This is a genomic window from Campylobacter sp. BCW_6873 (assembly GCF_001762365.1).
Classification (GTDB): Bacteria; Campylobacterota; Campylobacteria; order Campylobacterales; family Campylobacteraceae; genus Campylobacter_D; species Campylobacter_D jejuni.
The window spans coordinates 25168-47804 of the sequence record NZ_MJWS01000065.1 but is presented as its reverse complement, the minus strand read 5'-3'; the positions used below and the strand labels follow the sequence as shown (position 1 = coordinate 47804).

The 22637-nt window shown below is 30.9% G+C and carries 19 protein-coding genes and 2 tRNA genes; 4 read left to right on the top strand and 17 right to left on the bottom strand.

Features of this window, described 5'->3' with window-relative positions; genetic code table 11:
• Window position 1 precedes the first annotated feature (1 nt).
• From AJ932_RS04095 to AJ932_RS04025, 15 genes are all read right to left on the bottom strand, one after another.
• Window positions 2-1717, bottom strand: a complete 1716-nt coding sequence (locus AJ932_RS04095; protein WP_002861960.1) for a nickel-dependent hydrogenase large subunit — start codon at window positions 1715-1717, stop codon at window positions 2-4.
• 2 nt (window positions 1718-1719) lie between these two features.
• Entirely contained in the window at window positions 1720-2859 is a 1140-nt protein-coding gene (locus tag AJ932_RS04090; RefSeq protein ID WP_070278241.1) for a hydrogenase small subunit, read from the bottom strand.
• 119 nt (window positions 2860-2978) lie between these two features.
• Entirely contained in the window at window positions 2979-4820 is a 1842-nt protein-coding gene (gene mnmC, locus AJ932_RS04085; RefSeq protein WP_070278242.1) for a bifunctional tRNA (5-methylaminomethyl-2-thiouridine)(34)-methyltransferase MnmD/FAD-dependent 5-carboxymethylaminomethyl-2-thiouridine(34) oxidoreductase MnmC, read from the bottom strand.
• Complete coding sequence (locus AJ932_RS04080; protein WP_070278243.1) at window positions 4817-6796, bottom strand: N-acetylmuramoyl-L-alanine amidase; 1980 nt, start codon at window positions 6794-6796, stop codon at window positions 4817-4819. The genes mnmC and AJ932_RS04080 overlap by 4 nt, the downstream gene beginning before the upstream one ends.
• Window positions 6796-7887, bottom strand: a complete 1092-nt coding sequence (locus AJ932_RS04075; RefSeq protein ID WP_044780125.1) for a nitronate monooxygenase — start codon at window positions 7885-7887, stop codon at window positions 6796-6798. The genes AJ932_RS04080 and AJ932_RS04075 overlap by 1 nt, the downstream gene beginning before the upstream one ends.
• A complete protein-coding gene (gene tyrS, locus AJ932_RS04070; protein WP_002856563.1) occupies window positions 7884-9089 on the bottom strand; it encodes a tyrosine--tRNA ligase in 1206 nt (401 codons plus the stop codon). The genes AJ932_RS04075 and tyrS overlap by 4 nt, the downstream gene beginning before the upstream one ends.
• Before the next feature lie 11 nt (window positions 9090-9100).
• Window positions 9101-11296, bottom strand: coding sequence for a RelA/SpoT family protein (locus AJ932_RS04065; protein ID WP_044780126.1), 2196 nt, complete (start codon window positions 11294-11296; stop codon window positions 9101-9103).
• The gene (locus AJ932_RS04060) at window positions 11280-11504 is read right to left on the bottom strand and encodes a DNA-directed RNA polymerase subunit omega (RefSeq protein WP_038816865.1); all 225 of its coding nucleotides are present in this window, start codon (window positions 11502-11504) and stop codon (window positions 11280-11282) included. The genes AJ932_RS04065 and AJ932_RS04060 overlap by 17 nt, the downstream gene beginning before the upstream one ends.
• A 10-nt stretch (window positions 11505-11514) precedes the next feature.
• Window positions 11515-12234 (bottom strand): UMP kinase, encoded by a 720-nt coding sequence (gene pyrH, locus AJ932_RS04055; RefSeq protein WP_002861967.1) that lies wholly within the window; start codon window positions 12232-12234, stop codon window positions 11515-11517.
• Between the two features lie 51 nt (window positions 12235-12285).
• Window positions 12286-13479, bottom strand: a complete 1194-nt coding sequence (locus AJ932_RS04050) for a murein hydrolase activator EnvC family protein (RefSeq protein ID WP_044780127.1) — start codon at window positions 13477-13479, stop codon at window positions 12286-12288.
• Complete coding sequence (locus AJ932_RS04045; RefSeq protein ID WP_002853622.1) at window positions 13476-14282, bottom strand: FtsX-like permease family protein; 807 nt, start codon at window positions 14280-14282, stop codon at window positions 13476-13478. The genes AJ932_RS04050 and AJ932_RS04045 overlap by 4 nt, the downstream gene beginning before the upstream one ends.
• Window positions 14269-14934 carry a cell division ATP-binding protein FtsE gene (locus tag AJ932_RS04040; protein ID WP_002856386.1) on the bottom strand — a complete coding sequence of 222 codons (666 nt, stop codon included), beginning with the start codon at window positions 14932-14934 and terminating at the stop codon, window positions 14269-14271. Before AJ932_RS04040 ends, AJ932_RS04045 begins: the two co-directional genes overlap by 14 nt.
• Window positions 14935-15003: 69 nt before the next feature.
• Window positions 15004-16182, bottom strand: coding sequence for a tRNA (guanosine(46)-N7)-methyltransferase TrmB (gene trmB / locus AJ932_RS04035; protein ID WP_044780128.1), 1179 nt, complete (start codon window positions 16180-16182; stop codon window positions 15004-15006).
• The gene (locus tag AJ932_RS04030) at window positions 16182-17417 is read right to left on the bottom strand and encodes a fibronectin type III domain-containing protein (protein WP_083261767.1); all 1236 of its coding nucleotides are present in this window, start codon (window positions 17415-17417) and stop codon (window positions 16182-16184) included. Before AJ932_RS04030 ends, trmB begins: the two co-directional genes overlap by 1 nt.
• Complete coding sequence (locus AJ932_RS04025) at window positions 17362-18330, bottom strand: RluA family pseudouridine synthase (protein ID WP_044780130.1); 969 nt, start codon at window positions 18328-18330, stop codon at window positions 17362-17364. Before AJ932_RS04025 ends, AJ932_RS04030 begins: the two co-directional genes overlap by 56 nt.
• A 77-nt stretch (window positions 18331-18407) precedes the next feature.
• Between AJ932_RS04025 and AJ932_RS04020 the strand changes: the two genes are divergently transcribed.
• Complete coding sequence (locus tag AJ932_RS04020) at window positions 18408-19508, top strand: FtsW/RodA/SpoVE family cell cycle protein (RefSeq protein WP_044780131.1); 1101 nt, start codon at window positions 18408-18410, stop codon at window positions 19506-19508.
• A gap of 53 nt (window positions 19509-19561) precedes the next feature.
• Window positions 19562-19638 (top strand) — tRNA-Ile (locus tag AJ932_RS04015).
• 107 nt (window positions 19639-19745) lie between these two features.
• Here AJ932_RS04015 and AJ932_RS04010 read toward each other — a convergent pair.
• A tRNA-Phe gene (locus AJ932_RS04010) sits at window positions 19746-19821 on the bottom strand.
• Window positions 19822-19960: 139 nt separating this feature from the next.
• Here AJ932_RS04010 and AJ932_RS04005 point away from each other — a divergent pair.
• Together AJ932_RS04005 and AJ932_RS04000 are read left to right on the top strand one after the other, a co-directional pair.
• The gene (locus AJ932_RS04005) at window positions 19961-21304 is read left to right on the top strand and encodes a TrkH family potassium uptake protein (protein WP_044780584.1); all 1344 of its coding nucleotides are present in this window, start codon (window positions 19961-19963) and stop codon (window positions 21302-21304) included.
• 10 nt (window positions 21305-21314) lie between these two features.
• Window positions 21315-21965 carry a potassium channel family protein gene (locus AJ932_RS04000; protein ID WP_002861975.1) on the top strand — a complete coding sequence of 217 codons (651 nt, stop codon included), beginning with the start codon at window positions 21315-21317 and terminating at the stop codon, window positions 21963-21965.
• Here the strand turns inward: AJ932_RS04000 and AJ932_RS03995 are convergent.
• Window positions 21962-22633: a menaquinone biosynthetic enzyme MqnA/MqnD family protein gene (locus AJ932_RS03995; protein WP_044778991.1), complete on the bottom strand. Its 672-nt coding sequence runs from the start codon at window positions 22631-22633 to the stop codon at window positions 21962-21964. The two genes, AJ932_RS04000 and AJ932_RS03995, sit on opposite strands and share 4 nt — an antisense overlap.
• Window positions 22634-22637 lie beyond the last annotated feature (4 nt).

The window sequence follows — 22637 nt, the reverse complement described above, 5'->3', positions numbered from 1 at the left end:
CTTATAAATTGACATTCACTTTATATTCGCTTAGATTATTGCCCTTAGTATCCATTACATGCACCGCACAAGCAATACAAGGATCATAAGAGTGAATTTTTCTAATAATTTCAAGCGGTTGTTTTACATCAGCGATTTTAAGTCCTATCAAACATTGCTCATAACTTCCACCTACGCCATTTGCGTCTTTTGGACTTGCATTCCAAGTAGAAGGCACCACAGCTTGCCAGTTTTCAATGACGCCATTTTTAATTCTACACCAATGACTTAATGTTCCGCGTGGCACATGCCCCATATAGCGTCCTTTGTATTCTTTAGAATTATCGATCACATAAGGCGCGCAAGTACTCTGATCTACTTTTAAATTTTCAACTAAATTATTAAACGCTTTTAAAGCATTATTTGCAACGATTTTTGCTTCAATACAACGAGCAGCTGTTCTTCCAAGTGTACTAAATACAGCATTTAAAGGAAGTCCTGTTTCTTTTAAGAACTCATCTACCACAGGAACAACATTTTGATTACCTTTGGCATAATTTACAACGATATTTGCTAAAGGTCCTACTTGCATAGGGTTTCCTTCATAGCGTGGAGCTTTAATCCAACTATATTTACCCTTAGTATCAAACACTTTAGAATGAACATTATTTCCATGATGATCTACGCTTTCTCCATCTACAAGTCCTGTATAATTTGGATTTGTTTTGCCATCATAAGGATGTAAAGGTTCATTGTCTGCATACCAAGAATGAGTTGCCTCTTCAGTAATCTTATCTTCTTCTACTTCATAAACCTTGCTTAAATCTCCATTTTTGATAATACCACTTTCAAAAAGCCATTCATCTCTTCCGAGTTGGAATTCTTTAAAGGTGTAAAGATTATTTACCCCTATATCGTTTAAAACACTTGCTTCATGCGCATAAGCTTTTCCTGCCATCACAAGATCAGGATAATACGCACGATTAACAAAGTCTTGTACTTCTTGGAATTTAACCATATATTCACCCATTCTTGCAGGATCAAGTAAATCCATAACGCAAGTTACACCACCAACAGTTAAGCTTTGTGGATGTGGATTTTTAGCTCCAAAAATCGCCATACATTGAGCAATGATTCTTTGGATTCTTAAACATTCTAAATAGTGAGAAAGAACGATTAAATTTTGCTCAGGACTTAAACGATAAGTTGGGTGACCATAGTACGCATTAGCAAAAGGTCCTAAATTTCCTTTATCTACAAAAGTTTTAAGTCTTTGTTGCACTTCAAGAAGTTTATCCGCACCTGTTGCATAAGGATTTGGAGTGTATTTAAAAGCTTCATCGCTTGCTTTTTTAACATCAGCACTTAAAGCACTTACCACATCAGCCCAATCAAGCCCATGAAGTTGATAAAAATGTACAATATGATCGTGTAAGAATAAAGCCGCATTCATTAAAGTTCTTGTTAAAAGGGCATTTAAAGGCGGAGTAATACCTAAAGCATTTTCAACAGCAACTATACCTGCTTTATAATGTGAAAAAGTACAAACTCCACAAATTCTTTGTGTCATAAAACCCGCATCTCTTGGATCACGCCCTTTTACTATGGTTTCAATACCACGCCACAAAGTAGAGCCAGCATAAGCTTCTTTTACCACATTGTTATCATCAACAACAACTTCAACTCTTAAATGCCCTTCAATTCTTGTAATAGGATCTACGATTATTTTTTGACTCATTTTTATTCCTTATCTTTTTGCATGGAAGATATAACTGCGTGCGCTGCTATAGCAACACCTGTGAGCGTAAGAACGCCTATGCCGATTTTATCTGAAACACTATCCGCGCCCAAACCAAAAACAGTATCAAATTTACGACTAGCCATAGGCTCTTCAAAAGGTCCCATAGTATCCCAAAAATCGGGCTCAGAACAACCTATACAACCATGCCCTGCTTGAATAGGCCAAGAAGTGCGCTGGTTAAATCTCTCTCTTGAACAGTTATTGAAAGTATAAGGCCCTTTACAACCTACTTTATAAAGACAAAAACCTTGCTTTGCTCCTTCGTCTCCAAAGGCATGCACAAATTCACCCGCATCAAAATGTCCGCGTCTTTCACAAAGATCATGAATTCTTAAGCCATAAGCCCATTTTGGCCTATTATATACATCAAGTGCTGGTAACTCACCAAATAATAAATAATGAAGCACATTACCCACTATATTTTTTTCACTTGGAGGACAGCCGGGAACATTGATCACAGTTTTGCTTGTTACTTTGCTTAAAGGCTGCGCATTACTAGGATTTGGTCTTGCTGCTTGGATTCCTCCAAAGCTAGAACAGGTTCCTATAGCAAAAATAGCCAAAGCATTTTCACTTGCCATTTTTGAAAGCTCATAGCCTGTTTTTCCATGTGCACCTATGGTTAAAAAATGCTCTGTATCACCCATAGGGATACCACCTTCAACCATTAAAATGTATTTATTTTTATGCTTTTGAATGGCACTTTCTAAATTTTCTTCAGCTTGCCAACCTGCTGCAGCCATCACTGTTTCGTGATATTCTAAAGAAATATAATCAAAAATCAAACTATCAATCGTTGGAGTATCACTTCTTAACAAACTCTCACTACAGCCTGTACACTCAGCCATATGAAGCCACACAACAGGAAGTCTATCAGCAAGTTCAGCAGCTTTTGCTACCATAGGAGTAAAACTCGCTGGTAAAGCCAAAAATGCCGTCATAGCACCTGCCCATTTCATAAAATCCCTTCTAGAAAAACCTGACTTTTCTAATGCTTTTGTAATACTATCATTGTCTTTCAAAGAAGGAAGCTTTTCAAGAGCCGATAAACGCGACTCTATTTGATGATAATCAATCATTATATTTCCTTTATAACATGAAATTTATTCTCTATAATAATAAAATAAAGGAAGTTAAAATAAAATTAAAAACTTACTCTCATAAGCAAATATTAGTATCAATCTTAATTAAAGTTTAATCATAAACCTTTTTTGAGTTTGCGAATCAAAAATCTTGCAGGGTGAATAGCGTGGATGTATTTTTTTTCTAAACACGAGGGTTCATTATTTATCAATGCACACAAATACCTTGCCGCTAAAACACTTGTGCTAAAACCCCTTGATCCATGAGCAAAATTAAAATACAAATTACAAGACATTTTAGCTGGTTTTTGCTCCTTGTTTTTTGTCCATAATAAAGCTTTATATTCTTCTTTATAAAACACTTCATCATAAGCATTTCCAACTATCATAAAGCGATCACTCGAATAAGATCTAAAACCTACCTTAGAACCTATGATTTCTAATTTTGTATTTTTATCTATAAATTCGGCTATATTTTCTATATTTTGTTTATCATCTTCTTCTTTTGATTCTAAACTTGTATCAAGCCTATCATAACTTGCTCCAATCACTTGCAAATCATCTTTTATAGGGCAAATATAAGCCTTAGAAGATAAAGGAAATGGAGAGTCTAAAAAAGGTTTTAGATGTGTAACTTGACCTCTTACTTTACTTAATTTCATCTCATCATAAAAAACAAAATCTTTTGTATCTGCACCCATAGCATAAATCAAAACCGCATAATCACTTTTAACAATATCATTTTTAAATTTTAAAGTAAAACATTCATTTTCAAATTTATAAGCTTGAAACTCATGATTAAAATATATACAAGCTTTACTTTTTTCAAAAAGATTTTTAACCAAATTTTTTGGAAAAATCACTCCACCCTCTTCTAAAAAAGCTTGATTTTTTGAAATTTTAAACAAAACATTTTCTCTTTGTGTGTCAAATCTTTCTTGCATCAAATCATTATGTGCAAACTCCACCACACCCTTAAATTCTAAATCTAAAATTTGTCTATAAAAACGGCTTGCTTCTATAAAAGAAAGCTCTGAAAATTCCCCTAAATTTACCTTAGGCTTTAAGATTAAAGAGCTTAAAATTCCACTTTCATTTCCACTTGCACCCTTGCCTAGTTCTAAATGTTTTTCAAAAACATCTATTTCAAAACCCCTTAAACTAAGCTCATAAGCTAGAACAGCACTTGATATACCCGCACCAATAATAGCTACTTTTTTATTTTTTAAAAATGAAAATGTTCTTGAAAAATACGCTTCTTTATCTTTAAACTCAAGCTCATTTTCCAAATAAGCTTTAATCATTTCTCTTTTTCTAAAACCTTTGGTTTTTTCTACTCTAAAGCCATATTTTTTTAAATTTTTTTGTAAAAAACTTGCCGAAGAAAAGGTGCAAATTTGTGTATTTTTTTTAGAAAGTCTTGCCACTTCAAAAATTAAATTTTCATCAAACATTTGCGAGTTTTTATTTGGAGAAAATCCATCTAAATACCAAACATCAGCTTTAAAATCTAATTCTTTTAAAATAGCAATATCTTCAAAAACAAGATCTAAAAAACAATCTTCAAAATAAAAACGATAAATTCCTTCTTTAGCTTTAGGATAAAATTTTAAAAATTGCTCTAAAAACTCTTTAAACTCTTCATAAAATCCTAGTTTTTGATAAATTTCTCTTAATTGTTCTTTTTCGATATAAAAAGCTTCTATACTGATATAAAAAAGTTTTTTGGGACGCTTAGAAGGAGTGGTTTCTAAAAAGCGTTTCAAAGTAAGAAAAAAATTTAAACCTATACCAAAACCACTCTCTGCGATAATGAAATTTTCTTGATTTTTCCATTCAAAAGAATGAGTGTAAACAAATTTGCTTTCATTTAAGCCATCTTTGGAATTAAAATAAAAATCATCAAAATCCAAAGAAAAAGGAGTATTATCCTTAAAAATTAGTTTAGCTTTTTTCATCGGTTGTTATAAAAATAACTCTCAACTCCATCAGCAATACCCTTAACCAATAAATCTTGAAAAGCTTTATTGGCGATTCTTTTACCTTCATTTGGATGTGTAATATAGCCAATTTCAATCAAAATTGCAGGCATTTGCGCACCCACTAAAACCCAAAAAGGTGCTTCTCTTACACCGCCGTCTACAATTTTATACTTTTTGCGTGTTTGAATGAGTATATTTTTTTGTACATCAATGGCTAGTTTATTTGAAGCAACGATTTTTTCACGATTTAAGAAATTTAAAATACTTTGTTTTGAGAAATAATTAATCTCTTCAAAATCTCCTTGATTTTCTTTTTCTGCTGCTTTTTTACTTCTTTCGCTTCTTGCAGGACTTAAAAAGAAAGTTTCCACGCCTTCGCTACTTTTAGCCTTGGCAGCATTGGGTGCTGCATTAGCATGTATAGAGATAAACAAATCCGCTCTTTTATCATTAGCATATTTAGTTCTATCGCGAAGATTGATAAATTTATCCGAACTTCTAGTGTAAAGCACTTTATAACCACGTTTTTTAAGTTCATTTCCAAGTTTTAAAGCCGCGCTTAAAACTATATCTTTTTCTTTTAAACTTCCTTTTTTATCACTTAGAGCACCGCTATCTTTTCCACCATGCCCCGCATCGATAACTATAAGTTTTCCTGATTTGTATCTCGTACTTAAGGTTTTATTAAAACTTTGAGTTGCTTTTTTATCTACATTTTGACTTGAAGTTTGCGCATGAAAACCTAAAGTGAGATTTCTATTATCCAACTTTTTTAAAAGTTTAAATTCTTTAGGAGCACTCAAAACCACACGAACAATTTTTGGATTATATTGCGTAACGACAATTGTATTTTGTCCAAAGGTAAAGCTTTTTCTATTACCTTCTAACACACCTTTAAAACTTACAACATATCGGAATTTTTGATCTTTGGTTTCAAATATTGCTATTTCTTTTTCATCCAAATCATCGCTCAAATTTAACACCACAGCGTTAGAAATTTTATCCACATCTAAAACATATAAAGGTCCTTGATCTTCTTTTTCGTTATTGGTTTTTTTATCTTGTTTTTTTGTTTCTAAAACTTTGGCTTTAATTTCTATTTTTTGATCTTGCTTTTTCTCTGAAATTTTACTAACTTGCTCGGTCTTTTTTTGGCTAGTAATTTCTTTTGAAAAAATTATTTTTTCTTCTTTAAAAGATATATCAATAGGAATTTTTTCTTTAGCATAAACCACTATGCGTATGGTTTTGGGATTAAATTGTGAAATCACTAAACGATAGTCATCAAATTTAAACTCTTTTTTACCTCCTTCTAAAACCCCATCAAAATCACTAATAAAACGATAGTTTCCTTTTTCATCTAAAGCAAAACTTTTTAATTGATTCTTATCTAAATTTGTATTTAATTCAAGCTCTACACCTTGGCTTGTTTTACTTGACTTTAAAACATAAATTTTATCATCACTTTTTGTTTTAGAAACGATACTACTCTTTGGCTCTTGTGAAGTTTTAGAATCTATTTTTTCTATATTTTTTATTTGTTCATTAGGTGATTTTTTTTCACTTTTTTGAACTGTTTTTACAGGTTTAAAAGTTGATTTTTCAGTATCTTGAGAAATATTTTGAACCTTAATATCTTTAATAACAGCCTTTCTTAAAGCATTGATACTTGCTTCACTTATACCACTTTCTTTTAACTCATTAGCATATGACTTGTCGTCTAAATTTAAAGTATTTGAACTGATGATCAATCTTTTTAAGATTTCAATTTTAGTTTTTTCATCTTCATTGATAACACTTTGTATATAAAGGCTTTTGAGCTGATGATGAAATTTTACTTGCACTTCGCTTTTAGAACCGATAAAATTTTTATCGAAATTTGCAAGTTCATTTTCATAAGCTCCAAAAAGAGTTGTAAAAACAAATACTAAAAATACAAAAATTTTAGCCATTATTCACCATTAACCAATTTTTCCATAAGTTCTTTAACGCTGATAAGTTTATCTAAACGATATCCATTTGCACCTGTAAAGAAAAGTCCTGTTTCTTTTTTACCTGACCATGCATCAAAAAGCCTATCTGCTATACAATACCCTACTTTAGTCGCCTCTTTTCCGCGTCCACAAGGTGCTACACAATTGCTTATACAATTGATCTTTGGGCCCATTCTTTTATCTACCAAATTTAAAAGATTGGTTCTAACTCCACGAGCAGGATAGCCCACAGGAGATTTAATAAGCTCTATATCTTCTTCTTTAGAAGCTAGCAAAACGCTTTTAAACTCTTCACTTGCATCACATTCAAAAGTTCCTATGAAACGCGTTCCCATTTGAACACCACTAGCTCCTAAAGAAATAGCGTTTTCTATATCTTTTTTATCCCAAATTCCACCTGCAGCAATCACAGGAAAAGATCCCCAATTTTTAGCCTCTTCTACCACAGGAGTGATTAATTTTTCTAGTTGATAATTTGGATCTAAGCACTGCTCATAAGTAAAACCTTGATGACCTCCACTTTTTGGCCCTTCTAAAACCACTGCATCAGGTAGGCGGTTGTAACGGCTTTGCCATCTTTTGCAAATAATTTTTAAAGCCTTTGCAGATGAAATAATAGGCACTAAAGCCACATCAGGAAAATCTACAGTAAATTCAGGTAAATTTGTAGGAAGTCCAGCGCCTGAAACAATCACATTAAAACCAACCTCACAAGCATCGCGTGCTATTCTTGCATAATCATTACTTGCACATAAGATATTACACCCCAAAGGTGCATCGCCACAAACTTTTCTTGCATTATTAATTAAAGCTTGCAAACCCTTGCGTGAGTAAAAATTTTCACTTCCATAAGGCTTAGCGTTTAATTCTTTACTCGCATACTTTCTTTCTTCATAATATCCTGTTCCCACAGAAGAAATGATCCCAAGTCCACCATTTAAAGAAACTGCAGAAGCTAATCTATCCCAGCTTATGCCTAGTCCCATTCCCCCTTGAAAAATGGGATATTTTATAGTATGTTTTCCTATTTGTAAGGGTTGTAAATTCATTCTTTTACCTTTAATTTTGCAAATTTTCTTTTACCTATTTGTAAGATGTATTCTCCTTGTTCTAAATGCATTTGCTCGTCGCTAACTTTTTGAGAATTTACACTTACTGCATTAGCACTGATGCTTCTTCTTGCCGCAGAAGTAGAACTTTCCAAACCACATTCAACCAAAGCCTTAGCAAGCCAAATTTTTCCTTGTATTTCAAACTCAGCCATATCACTTGGTAAAGCATTTTGAGAATGAATCCTATCAAATTCAGACTTAGCATTATTAGCCTCTTCTTTGGAGTGAAAACGCTCCGTAATCTCTAAAGCTAAATTTTCTTTAGCTTTTTTAGGATGTAAATTGCCTTGTTCTATATCTTTTTTTATTTGCGCGATTTCTTCTAGACTTTTTTGACTTAAAAGTTCATAATATCTAAACATCAATTCATCACTAATACTTAAAATTTTAGCATACATATCATTAGCTTTTTCTGTAACACCAATGTAATTATTTAAACTCTTACTCATTTTGTTTACACCATCTAAACCTTCGAGTAAAGGCATCATAATCACAGCTTGTTCTTTTCCTATGTTATAAACCCTTTGAAGCTGTCTTCCCATTAAAAGATTAAATTTTTGATCCGTTCCGCCCATTTCAATATCGCTTTTTAAAGCCACGCTATCATATCCTTGAAGTAAAGGATACAAAAACTCGCAAATCGAAATAGGGCTTTGCTCTTTAAATCTCTTGGTAAAATCGTCACGCTCAAGCATTCTAGCTACACTAAAAGTTGAAGTAAGCTCTACTATACCCGCAGCTCCAAGTTCATTAAGCCAAGTAGAATTAAACTTAATCTGTGTTTTTTCTTTATCCAAAACCTTAAAAACCTGCGTTTCATAAGTTTTAGCATTGATTAAAACTTGCTCTTTATCCAGCTTTTTACGCGTTGCACTTTTTCCACTTGGATCGCCAATTTGTCCCGTAAAATCTCCAATCAAAAACTGCACAATAGCTCCATGTTTTTGCAAAAAAGCCATTTTTGTTAAAACCACACTATGGCCTAAATGTAAATCAGGCGCTGTAGGATCAAACCCTGCCTTTATAAAGAAATTTTCACCCTTTTCATAATAATTTTTAATTAAATTTTCTATTCTTTCTTCATCAATAAGCTCTGCACAGCCACGCTTAACTTCTGCTAATATTTTTTTTATATCCATAATAAACCTTTTTAACCTTCTTTATAAGCATCATTTAAAGATGTAAAATCTAAAATTTTACAACGAGATTTTAACCTATCCTTGACACTATCTGGGTTGATATTATCAGGAATTTCCATTGTAATCTCAAAATAATCTACCGCCGAATTTAAATCACTTGATAAATTAATTGTTAATAAATTTATCTGCATTTTAGCTAAAAATGCCAAAAATTCCGCTAAAACACCTTTTTTATTTTCCAAAGAAAAAATCAATTTATAAGATTTAGGGATATTAGAATCCCATTTTATAAATACCATATCTTGATTATTATCTATCATTTTATCGGCTCTATCGCAAAGCTTATGATGGACAATAGCGTTACCACCTTTAACAAAAGCTAAAACAGCATCACCTCTTTTTGGATGGCAACAAAAATCAAAATCCACATTAGCAATTTTATGGTTACAATATAGAGTAAAATTTCCTATTTTTTGTTCTTTAATCTCATATTTATCAAACCAATATGACTTCTTGGCGTATTTTTTAAGACCATTGACTATATCTTTCAAATAAGCACTATCTGTTGCTACTTGTCTAATGCGTCTGATTAAATTTTCTTTTTCTATCCAAGTTTCAATTCTGTTTTTATCAACTCCAAAAATAAAACTTAATATATTAATAGAACTTGCTAGATTAATCTCTCTGATTTTTTGCTTACAAAATTCCCTTATACTTGCTTTTGCTTTTCCTGTTTTAACACTATCTATCCAAGAACAGCGATAAAATTTATCATTGCTAGTAACCACTCGCACAATATCGCCATTTTTAAGCTCAGTTAACAAAGGCACTTTAATACGATTTACATAAGCGCTTTTTGCATGAAGCCCTACTTTGGTATGCACTTCATAAGCAAAATCAAGAACCGTTGCACCACGAGGTAAAGTGAAAATTTCTCCCTTAGGAGAATAAACTGCAACATCTTCAACATAAAGACTATCTTTAGCATATTCATAAAGTTCAATAGCATTGTAATCTTCTGCATTTTCAAGATTGTTTATACTTTGCATTGAAATATCTGTAAGCCAATCAAGACGAGGTGCAACCACGCTGCCATCTTCTTTATATTTCCAATGCGCTGCTATACCAAATTCCGCAATTTTATGCATATCAAAAGTTCGAATTTGCGCTTCTATAATACTTTTAGTATCAAAAAGTGTGGTATGTATGGTTTGATAACCATTTTGTTTAGGCAAGGCTATATAATCCTTAAAACGCGAAACCAAGGGATTAAAATGCGTATGTAAAATTCCCAAAGCCAAGTAACAATCACTTACTTTTTCAACCAAAATTCTTACCCCAAGTAAATCAAGAACTTCTTCAATACCAATGCCTTTTCTTTGCATTTTAAGATAAATAGAATAACTATGCTTAATGCGTTTTTGAATTTCAAAACTACCTTGTCTAAAGCCATTGCTCAAAAATAAAAGTTCGATTTTGGAAATAAATTCATTTAAACCTAATTGCATTTCTTGATTATTGGAATTGATATAATTGTCAATAAGCTTATACTCATCTGGCATAAGATATTTAAAGCTAAGATCTTCTAAATAATTTTTTATGCTTGAAATGCCAAGTCTATGAGCTATTGGAGCATATACAACTAAAGTTTCTTCGCTGATTCTTTTTTGCTTATCTTCTCTTAGAATATCAAGAGTAAGCATATTATGCAGCCTATCACATAACTTCACAATCAAAACCCCAACATCTTCAATGCTTGCTAAAAGCATATTTCTGAAAGTCAAGGCTGATTTAGTTAAACTTTTTTTAGATTTTGATGAAATGAGATTATCTTCTCTAATTTCTACAATTTTAGTAAGTCCTAAAACAAGTTTTAAAACCTCAGAACCAAACTGCTCTCTAAGTTCTTCTTCGGTGCAGTTTGTATCTTCGATCACATCATGCAATAAAGCAGCTAAAATATTGCTTTTATTTTCACTTAAAAATCCAACCAGTGTTGCTACTAAAATAGGATGTACCGCATAAGGCTCTCCACTTTTTCTAAACTGCCCTTCATGGCAAAATATACAGTAATCTACCGCTTTTTCAAGAATGGCATCATGGCCACAAATTTCAAAAAGCAAAGCCTTAGCAGCTTCTAAATCTTTACAATTTTTTACATTATCGATTAATTGTTCAAGCAATAATTCTTCATCGATTGGTTTCAACTAAACCCTCTAAAGTGATTTTATTTTCTGCAATTTCATATAAAGCTATATCTGCAAATTTATTTTTATTTTTATCAAAGTCTACCAAAGGGGTTGCTCCATTGGCCAATTGTTCCGCTCTTTTTGCTACCACTAAAGAAAGGCGATATCTATCATTACCCATTTTTTCCAAAGCTTTTGCCGCTACTTCTTCTATTCTTTTATCCATAATTTTCTCCTTAATTATTTTTAACGATTGAACAAAGGCTAGTATCACCTTGTATGATTTTAAGTAAATTACCCTCTTCAAACATATTACAAACCACAATAGGAAGTTTGTTATCTTTAGCTAAAGCTATAGCTGTATCATCCATCACTTTAATATTATCTTGCATAGCCTCATCATAACTTAAAGTATTTAAAAATACTGCATCATCAAATTTTTTTGGATCTTTATCATAAACTCCATTAACTTTTGTAGCTTTTATTACCATATCTGCATCAATTTCTACAGCTCTTAAAATAGCTGTTGTATCTGTAGTAAAATAAGGATTTCCAGTGCCTGCAGCAAAAACCACAACACGACCCTTTTCTAAGTGTCTTTGCGCTCTTCTCATAATATAAGTTTCACAAAATGCTTCCATCTGAATGGCGCTTTGAACCCTAACTTCAAGTCCAGAGCTTTCCAAAGCTTCTTGTATAGCAATAGCATTGATAACTGTAGCAAGCATTCCCATATGATCTCCACTTGTCCTTTTAATCAATCCGCCCTTAGCAGCACTTACTCCGCGAATAATATTACCACCGCCTATAACTATGCCTACTTCTATTTGATTTTTTATAAGTTCTTTAATCTCTGAAGCTATGAATTTTAAAATAGAATTTTCTATACCAAAGCCATTTTCACCTGCTAAAGCCTCTCCTGAAAATTTTACTAAAACTCTTTTTCTCTCTTGCATTATTTCTCCTTATTTAACTTGAAATTATATTTTAAATTCCATTAAATTTAGCTAATTTAAGCTAATGAGTTCCAAAGGATTGATATGAAAATTTTTTTGAGTTACTTCAAAAGTAAGATCATTTTTTATTCTACCCACTACGGCACCTTTTTTAATATTCTTACCAACTTTAATATTAGGAGCAATCTTATCTAAATGTGCATATATTGTATGTATGCCATTATCATGTTCAACAATAACAACTCGAGCTAGCATGCTAGTATCTTTGGCAAAAACTATTTTTCCATCTAACACATTTTTAACAACTGCATCACTTTTATTACTTCTTAAAACTACATTCTCGTTAAAAATTTTAAGATTATAAACAGGATCAACATAATTTCCAAATTTTTGCTTCACAGTAAAAGAATCTAATGGAGCTATGGTTTTTTTTCCTGTGTAACGCTTGACTGAACCTCCTTGATAGCTTGAACCTAATTGCCTTATTTGTTGATTATTTTTTACTATTTTAGTATCATTTTTGCTTGAATTTACATTTTCTTTATCATTAATAATTTTTAATTGATTTAATGTTTTTCTAAGCTCTTCTTGCTGAGCTTGTAAGTCATCAAGTTTTTTTGCATATATGGTTCGATCTGTTTTTTGTTTATTAATTTCGCTAATTTGTTTTTGTTTTAAACTTTGAAGTTTAGCTAATTGAGCGTTGTAATCCTTAAGACTATCATTGATTTTCTTAATCTGAGCTTGTTTATCATCAATAAGCCTATTTACTCCCTCATAATCTTTAGAAATTTTTAAAATTTCTTCATTTAAAACTTTGTTTAAACTTCCTAAAATTTCAAAAGCCATAAAACTTTCTTCACTTTCAATATAGCCTTGAGGGATAGGTAAATCATAAGCAAAATCTTTAGCCATTAAAGATATAAGCTTACCTTCCATATTTGATTTACTTTTAAGCAAATCTTCATTTTGGCTTGTAAGGGTGTTTAACTCTTGATTTTGAGCCTTAGCACTTGCTTCAAGCTTAGAAGTTTGTGAATTTAAGCTTTCAATTTGAAAACTTAGATCTTTCAAACTTTTTTCACCATTTAAAATATCGCTAGCCAAATCTTCAAGTTTTTTATTTAACTGTTCTTGTATGCGTTTATTTTCTTCTAAACTTTTTGTTTTTTCATTTATAGCGTTTGCTAAACTTATATCAACAAACAAAAAAAAACAAAAAAAGATAAGAATATTTTTTCTCATCTTTTAACCTTAAACATAACCGTATTTACACACAACAAGCAAATAAACAAAGTAGCTAAAAAAATTAAAGTCAAATGTAAAATAAAATTAATAGGTGGAAAAATAATATCTACAGCCTTTAAACTTTCTTGGATAATAGAAAGATCAAAAATTTGCGTAAAAAAGGCAAGTAAAATAACAAAAGCAATAAAACAATCAACCACAACCACCTTATAAAGCATAAAAGATCTAAACCAAAACGGAGCTCCAAATAAACACATAATTTCAATACGATCGGTATGTTCATAAAGCCAAATTCTCATCTGTTTTAAAAACAAAACAAAGGCAAGCAAAATAATGATAAATAAAAACAACCAAAAAACAAATTTCATCAAAATAAGCAAAGAGTATATCTTATCATGGGTTTTAGAAAAAGTTTCAACCTTACTAACACCTACAATATTTAAAAGTTGATTTTTAATCGAATTTAGTTCATTTTGATCGGGCAAAGAATTTAATTTTAAAGTATAAAATTTCGGCAGAGAATCTTTTAAAACTTTCAAATTCTTTTCAGAAACATCATTTTTCAAACGATCGATTAAATCCTTAGGATCTAAAGATTCAAGCCCAGCAAAAAATGGTACTTTTGTTTTTACTACATTCTGATCAAGTTCAGTTTTGCTGACAACTATAATATTATAATCTTTATTAACAAGTTCTTCATAATGCTTTAAAGTTGCATTTGTAATCAAAATAAATTCAAAAGCAAACATCATAAAAAGTAAAGGTAAAATTAAAGATAAATGTGTTTTAAAAAATTTCATTCATTTTTCCATTTTCTATATTAAAACGACGATAATCCACTCTTAAATTGCTAGGAATTCTATGTGTTACCACTATAACACAAGTTCCTAAAAGTTCTCTAGCAGACTTTAAAAGAGTCCATATAATATCAGAAGAATACTCGTCCAAATTTCCCGTTGGCTCATCGCAAAGCAAAAGCTTTGGATTATGAGCTAAAGCCCTAGCCATAGCGACGCGTTGTTGCTCACCACCACTAAGTTGATTAGGCAATTTATCTGCTTTAAAAGTTAAATTTACATGCTTTAAAAGCTTAGCAGCTTGATCATGGCATACTTTTTTACTATAACCTTTAATCATTAAAGGCAACATAACATTTTTTTCAACACTATATTCTTGTACAAGTTTATAATCTTGAAAAATAATCCCTATTCTTTGACGCAATTTTAAAAGTTCTAAATTTCCAATTTTATTCATCAAAGATCCACATACTTCAAGCTTGCCAGAAATAGGTTCTAAATCCCCATAAAAAGACTTTAAAAGCGTACTCTTACCACTCCCACTTTTACCCGTAATAAAAACAAAATCATCATCCTTAAAAGCAAAACTCGCTTCTTTAATAACTAGTTCATCATAACCTAAAGTAAGTTTATTTGCTTGGATTAAATTAGGCATCCTTTTTCCTTAATTTCCCTTTTTAAATTTTTAAATTATGCTTTATTTTTGCTTAATTTTCAAGAAAAATTATATTTTAAACTGAACTTTTAAAATTTCTTTTAATTCATTTATCGCTTTAATATTTTCTTGAATTTTAAATGGCTCTTTAAAAGCAAAATCAATCGTTTTATCAAGATGCAAATAACAATGTTCAGGCTTATTAAAAGCTCCAAAAGCAACCTTTAAAAGCAAATTCTCATCTTGTTTATAGATGCTTTCAAAATGCAAGAAAAAATCATCTTTTTTTATAGTAATATTTTTAAAGTTCTGCTCTATTTTTTTTAAATCCTCTCTAGAAAATTCAACCGATGAGAGATTAAATTCATTTAACTCATAATTTTTACAGTCTTGGTTAAAATTCCACACCCAAAGATCATATATATTTTTTTCTTGCTTTTTCCATCTATCTTCATATTTGCTTGAAATTTCTAAATTTTCATTTTTTCTAAGACTAAATTTTGGCGCAGGAAAAGTCAAAAATTGCTCTAAAGCAAAATTAAAATACTCAAAACTATCTGTTCTAAGCTCAAAACGACCATTTTGAACTAAAACCCTAGCACATTCTTTGCAAAAATCCTTCCCAATAACTCGCCTATAAGGCTTTTTATCCCAAGGAACAGGAAAATGTAAAAAAATCTTTTCAACTGATTTTGATTTTAATACACTCAATAACAATCTCGCATCACTTTGGATTAGCAAAATATTATTTACATTTTGTGCCTTAGCAAGTTTAGCTACTTGAGTTAAAGCTGGATTGTAAATTTCCACCCCTAAAATTAAAACATTTGGATTTTCTTTTGCTTGATAAAGCAAATGTCTTCCTGATCCAAAGCCTATTTCTATATAAATTTTACCTTGAAGTCTAGATAAAAGTTCATCAAAGTTATCAACGATAAATGGTGTTTTTTCAATTAAAGCATTGTTTTTAAGTCCAAAAGCTTCATTGATAATATCCTCACAAAAACCTTCTTTAAAGATTTTTAAAGCCTTTTGTAGATAACCTATTTTAGAAGGTTTTGTATGTTTATCGCCTTTAATCACAAAACCATTTTGTGCTTTTTTAATCTGCAGAAAAAAACTCTCTTCTTGAACCTTTGTATAAATAAGACCAACATTATCATTCTTAGCAAGCCAAAGAAATTCAACATCATCCTTGCTATAAGGCAGATTCATTTCTTTGATCTTTTTGCTTCTAAAATTTGGCACTACTGAGCCGCCTTAACTTTGCTTGAAGGTTCTGAACGAAGCCCAGCCGAATCAATAGCAATAACTTCATAACTATATTCCACCCCTGGTAAAGCTTTTACATCTTTTAATCGCTTTTCTTTAATGCCTTTAAAAACTGCATTTTGCTCTCCACCATAGCGTCTTACTTCATATTCAACAGCTCTAGCATCATTATCACTCCATTCTAAATTTATCCCTTCGCTTGTGCTTTGAGCCAAAATAATACTAGGAGCCAAAGGATTATCTAAAGTTCTACCCTCTACACCATCTTTTGGCATAGGACTTTCAAGACCATCTTTATCCACTATTGTTACTTTATAATACTTGCTTTTACCTGCTCCTTCTACTATATCCTCATAAGAATTTTTATCAGTCTTTGCCAAAACACTAAAAGGAAGGAAGCTTGAGCTCGTAGAATAAACTTTATAATAAGAAAAATCTTCATACGTAGGAGCATCCCAAGTTAAAATGATTTTATTAGAACCATCTGTACTAGCACTTAAATGCTCAACTTGAGGGGGTAAAGCCTTGCTTGTAGAACTTACAACTTGACTTGGCTCACTCTTTATCCCATTAAAACTCACAGCAATAATTCTATAACTTGAATTTTCATTAGGTTTTAAATCACTATCGATGTATTCAGCGTTTAAGCGATTTTTTACTTCTGCAATTTTTTTAAATTCTTTATCATCACCTTTAGTTCTTTCAATAATATAAGAATCAACCCTAAAATCAGGATGCGGACGCCAAATAAGTTTAATACGATTAGGCAAATTGGTCACAGCTTGAATAAAAGGAACAGCTTCAAGTCTTGGAGCTGTGCTCACTTCTATAACCTTGCCATCTTCTGAAATTTGTCCTTGCTCATTAAAGCTTTTCATCATATAACGATACTTAGTACCAGGCTCTAATTTAGTATCTACATAATGAGTTTGAAACTTATCTTTAATAGTGCCTACAAGTTTAAAATCAGGATTTTCATCACTAGAACGATACAAATAAAATCCTTTGATATTTTCATTATATAAAGGCTCCCATTCAAAAGCAATATTACTCATATCACTAAGACTTTTTAAACTTTCAACCTTTGGTAAGCTTTCATTTACGGCAGGCTCTTTACTTGAAGCTAGCGAATTCATTTGCGAAACACTACAAGCGCTAAGCAAAAGAGTTAAAAAACTCAAGTAAAAACTCAAGCGAAATCTTTTCATCATTCTCTCCTAAATTAATTTGTTCAAACATAATGTTTTTAAAATCTTCCATCAAAGGTGCTTTAACAAAAATTTGCTCTTTAGTTTTTGGATGGATAAAATACAAAAAATAGGCATGCAACATTATCCTACAATCATACTTACCCTTATAACCATACAAACTATCGCCCAAAATATGGCGATTTAAACTAGCCAAATGCGCTCTAATTTGATGAGTTCTTCCTGTAAAAAGCTTAGCAGCCATCAGAGTTAAATTTTCAGTTTTTACTACATTTATAAAAGCTGATTTTGCATTTTTACTGAATTTATTTTCCTTATCTATGGCTATTTTTTTAATAGCATTAGAAGGCGAACGCATTAAAAATTTTTCTACTATAATTTTATCTTCTTTTAGTGGCAAATCAATTAACGCAAGATAAATTCTTCCCATGCTTTTATCTGCAAGCTGTTCGCTTAATCTTTGGTGGGTGAAATTATTTTTCGCTATTAGTATAGCCCCACTTGTATCTTTATCTAATCTATGAACAAGACCAGCTCTTATCTCTCCTCCTAAATTTGATAAAGTATATTTTTTTTCTATCAACCAATCCACCAAAGTGGCATTTTTAACACTACTTGCTCCATGAACGACTAAATTTGAAGGTTTATTTAAAACAAGCAAATCTTCATCTTCGTATAACACATCAATATCAAAATCCACTTCAAACTGAGGTTTTATCTCATCGTAAAGCTTTAAACTTACAATAGAAATAATATCACCATTTTTAAGCTTAAATGAATTTTTATCTTGAATTTTATCATTAACCTGTACGCAATCTTTTTCTATAAGTAAAGCAACTTGATTGCGACTTTGGTTTAATTTTTTAGCCAAAAACACATCAAGCCTTGAATTTTCATCTACTAAAAAAGTTTGCATTTTTTCCTTGGAGGTTTTGATAAATTTAAAATTTTAGTTTATAATTATAGCTTTATATTACTAACTGAAGGCAAATTTTGTTTAGATTAGATAGAAGAATTTTAACTCATTTTGACTATATGCAACCCATTTTATTTTTACCCATAATTCTTATTTCATTTTTCTTGATCTTTGAAGCTAATCCTTTTTTAGCAGAAAAACAGTTTGTTTATGCCTGTGTGGGATTGTTTGCTTTTATGGTTTTTTTCTTCTTTCCCATAAGGAAATTTATTTGGATTATTCCTGTTGCTTATTGGATTAATATTTTTTTATTGCTAAGCGTAGATATTTTTGGGGTTGAAAAATTAGGTGCTAAAAGATGGCTTGAAATTCCTTTTACTCACTTTACTATACAACCTTCTGAAATTTTTAAACCTAGTTTTATTTTAATGCTTGCTTATCTTATTTATCAAAATCCTCCTCCAAAAAATGGATACAAACTTAAACAATTCATCAAACTTAGCTTTTACATCATCTTACCTTTTTTGCTAATTGCAAAAGAACCTGATTTAGGAAGTGCTATGGTTTTACTACTTGTTGGTTTTGGAGTGCTTTTTATCATGGGAGTTCATTATAAAATTTGGTTAAGTATTGTTATAGCTATAAGTGTTAGTTCTCCTATTATTTATACACATCTTTTAAAGCCCTACCAAAAGCAAAGAATTCATGATTTTATTTCAGAAAAACCAAGCTATCAAGTAGCCCAATCAATGATAGCTATTGGAAATGGTGGTTTAACTGGAAAATCTCAAGATGAAGCTACGCAAACTCATTTTAAATTTTTACCTATTTCAACTAGTGATTTTATTTTCGCTTATATGATAGAAAGATTTGGATTTATTGGGGGATTGACATTAATTATATTTTATATTTTACTTATTTTTCATCTACTTAGTTTAAATTATAAACTTAAAGATGATTATTTTACTAGAGTTGCTATTAATTGTGTTGCATTATTTATTTTTATTTATGCGGCAGTAAATATCTCAATGACTATAGGTTTTGCACCAGTAGTTGGGATCCCTTTGCCTTTTTTTAGTTATGGTGGAAGTTCTTTTACTATTTTTATGATTTTTTTTGGAATTTTACAGCATTTAATCACTTTTAGATATTTTTGGATGGATATAAAGGCTAAATAAAATATTTTTAAGCATTAATAAGATATAATTTTATCTTTTAATTCAACTTAGGCGGATTTATAGCTCAGTTGGTTAGAGCAACCGGCTCATAACCGGTTGGTCGCAGGTTCGAGTCCTGCTAAATCCACCATTCTATTATAAGTTATAGACTCTCTCTTTAAAATAATAATTTTTAGTCCTTTAAATATTTCGGTCTTGTGTAAAAAAATATGTGATGTGATTTTTTGAAAGATAAAGTGGTGGTTAGAGGCAGAATCGAACTGCCGACACGCAGATTTTCAGTCTGCTGCTCTACCGACTGAGCTATCCAACCACTTAGTTTGATAAAGTAAAAATGTAATTGTATCTTTTTTTCTTTAATTTAAGTTTAAATACAAAAATAAAATTTTATTTCCCTTAAAGTTTTAATAAGATAGAATACCCGCTTTAGATCATTATCAAATGGAAATTTTTTGAAACAATTTGGATTAGATAGACGAACTTTTAAAATTTTACTAGCTGGTTATATTATTATTGCATTGTTTGGGGCTTTATTGCTACATTCAAGCTGGGCACATACAACTCCTGTTGATTTTTTAGATGCCTTTTTTACAAGCACATCTGCTGTTAGTATGACAGGATTAGCAGTTAAGAACACTGCGGTTGATTTTACCTTAGCAGGACAAATTATTATCTTAGCTTTGGTGCAAATTGGAGGCTTGGGATATATGGGTATAGGTTTATTTGTTTATATACTCATACGCAAAAAAGTTGGTTTTAGTGCAAGAAATTTACTAAAAGAGTCTTTATTTTATCCATCAATGGATGGTTTATTTAAATTTTTTAAAAAGGTTTTACTGTTCATTTTTACTATAGAATTGGTAGGTGCTATACTTCTTACCATGCGTTTTGCCCTTGAAATGAATTTTAAGAAAGCTTTATGGTTTGGAATTTTTCATTCTATTAGTGCTTTTAATAATTCTGGATTTACCATATTTGAACATGGACTTATAGCTTACAAACATGATATAGCAATTAATCTTATTATCACTTCTTTGATTATTATTGGAGGGCTTGGATATTTTGTTTTGGTTGAATTATACTTTTTTCAAAGAAAAAAATTGCAAAATTTAAGCCTACATACAAAAATTGTTGTTGTTGCAAGTATTTTTCTTATTTTCTCTTCAACGCTTATTATTTTTGCTTTTGAATACTCAAATCCTCAAACTATAGGACATTTTTCATTTTTTGATAAAATTTTAAGTTCATATTTTATCGCTATTAATTACCGCACAGCAGGATTTAACACCTTAGATATGGGACATTTGCATGATGCGAGCTTATTTTTTGGATCATTGTTTATGGTTATTGGTGGTGCACCAGGAGGGACAGCTGGGGGTATGAAAGTAACAACTGTAATGGTTTTATTACTCTATGCTTATTGGAGTATCCGAGATGGAAGAGTTAGAATTTTTGGACATGAAATTCCAAGAGAAACCATATCTAAAGCTTTTATTATAGCTGTAGGTTCAGCTGTTTATATAGTAATAGCTGTTATTTTGCTTTCCTTGCTAGAGTCAAATTTTGATTTTATAGCCTTACTTTTTGAAACTTCTTCAGCTTTTGCAACCGTAGGAATTTCAGTAGGAAATGGTGGAACTTTATCTTTATGTGCTTTGTTTAGTGATCCTAGCAAGGTGATTATCATCATTATGATGCTAAGTGGCAGGATAGGTGTTTTTGCTTTTTTACTCTCGGTATTCAAACAAGACAAAGCTATTCATTTAAAATTCCCTGAAGGAAAGGTTAATTTATAAAGGTAAAATCGTGAAAAATCTTAATTATGGAATTATAGGACTTGGAAAATTTGGCTCAGTTGTAGCAGATGAACTCATTGCTGGAGGTCATACTGTTATCGTTGCGGATAAAGATGAGGAAACTTTAAAAAGTATACAAAATCCTCCAAGCTATGCTTATATTTTAGATTCTACAAATATTTCAGCTCTAAAAGAAGCAGGCTTTCATGATGTTGAAGTTGTTATTGTTAGCATAGGAGAAAATGTTGAAAAATCAATCCTTACTCTTATGGCGCTTAAAGATATAGGTGTTAAAAACATCATTGCTAAAGCAACCTCTAATATCCATGGTCAAATTCTTTCTAAGTTAGGTGCAACAAAGGTTATTTATCCTGAAAAAGAAAGCGCTAAAAGACTAGTAAAAGAATTTTTAACCAAAGATGCCGATTATGAAGTTTTTGATCTTTCAGCAAATACTATACGAGCTATTAAGATCAATATAGATGAAAAATTAGCAGGAAATTCTTTAAAACATGTAGCACAAAATATGAAAGTGATTTCTTATAAAAAATTAAATAGCGACTGGGAAATATTGCCTGATTTAGAAACCACAACAGTTTATAGTGGAGATGTTGTAATACTTCTTGGAACAGTTAAAGAACTTAGAGAATTCGAATACTAATCAAGATTTAAAGCCTTGCAAGCCTTTACAAAACGCTTTAAGGCTGTTTTTTCTTTAGTAGAAATTTTATGATATATAACTTCATCTAAATAATATCTAACATCTTTTATATCCAAATCCCTTGTTTTGGCATAATTTTGCAGTATATAATAAGGAATTTTAATCTTTGTTTTTGGAAATTTTTTCAAAATTTGTTTATATAAAGCTTTTTTTTGCACACAAGAGAATCTAGCAAAAACAAAAGGCAACCCTGTTTTTTCGTGCCATTTTGCACATAAATCGATATATTTAGAAGAATCTTTTAGATAAAGCTTTAAAGCCTTATCACCTATAATTACTTTTCCATCTTGTTTTAATACTTTAGCTAAAGCATTTGAAGTTGCTGAACTTGGATCTTTAGCATTTGATGTATTTTTTTCTACTAAAACACTTAAAACTCTTTTATTAGCACAGATACCCAAATCTAAATTTTTATATTTTTTTCTAGCACTTTCTATGCTTGAAATGATAGCTGCATCAATTCTTCTATAAAATAAATCTTTATTTAGCTTACTTGGAACTCCTTTTTTATACTCCATGCTTGCTTTATAACCATTAGGTAAGGGATATTTCTTAAGATATATATGTAAAGGCAAAAGATTAATATAATCAATTTTTCCAAAAATCATCTCT

Excerpts from the sequence above, each read along its gene's own strand:
- AJ932_RS04095 (WP_002861960.1), bottom strand. The coding sequence starts at position 1,717 with ATGAGTCAAAAAATAATCGTAGATCCTATTACAAGAATTGAAGGGCAT.
- AJ932_RS04090 (WP_070278241.1), bottom strand. The coding sequence starts at position 2,859 with ATGATTGATTATCATCAAATAGAGTCGCGTTTATCGGCTCTTGAAAAG.
- mnmC (WP_070278242.1), bottom strand. The coding sequence starts at position 4,820 with ATGAAAAAAGCTAAACTAATTTTTAAGGATAATACTCCTTTTTCTTTG.
- AJ932_RS04080 (WP_070278243.1), bottom strand. The coding sequence starts at position 6,796 with ATGGCTAAAATTTTTGTATTTTTAGTATTTGTTTTTACAACTCTTTTT.
- AJ932_RS04075 (WP_044780125.1), bottom strand. The coding sequence starts at position 7,887 with ATGAATTTACAACCCTTACAAATAGGAAAACATACTATAAAATATCCC.
- tyrS (WP_002856563.1), bottom strand. The coding sequence starts at position 9,089 with ATGGATATAAAAAAAATATTAGCAGAAGTTAAGCGTGGCTGTGCAGAG.
- AJ932_RS04060 (WP_038816865.1), bottom strand. The coding sequence starts at position 11,504 with ATGGATAAAAGAATAGAAGAAGTAGCGGCAAAAGCTTTGGAAAAAATG.
- pyrH (WP_002861967.1), bottom strand. The coding sequence starts at position 12,234 with ATGCAAGAGAGAAAAAGAGTTTTAGTAAAATTTTCAGGAGAGGCTTTA.
- AJ932_RS04050 (WP_044780127.1), bottom strand. The coding sequence starts at position 13,479 with ATGAGAAAAAATATTCTTATCTTTTTTTGTTTTTTTTTGTTTGTTGAT.
- AJ932_RS04045 (WP_002853622.1), bottom strand. The coding sequence starts at position 14,282 with ATGAAATTTTTTAAAACACATTTATCTTTAATTTTACCTTTACTTTTT.
- AJ932_RS04040 (WP_002856386.1), bottom strand. The coding sequence starts at position 14,934 with ATGCCTAATTTAATCCAAGCAAATAAACTTACTTTAGGTTATGATGAA.
- AJ932_RS04030 (WP_083261767.1), bottom strand. The coding sequence starts at position 17,417 with ATGATGAAAAGATTTCGCTTGAGTTTTTACTTGAGTTTTTTAACTCTT.
- AJ932_RS04025 (WP_044780130.1), bottom strand. The coding sequence starts at position 18,330 with ATGCAAACTTTTTTAGTAGATGAAAATTCAAGGCTTGATGTGTTTTTG.
- AJ932_RS03995 (WP_044778991.1), bottom strand. The coding sequence starts at position 22,633 with ATGATTTTTGGAAAAATTGATTATATTAATCTTTTGCCTTTACATATA.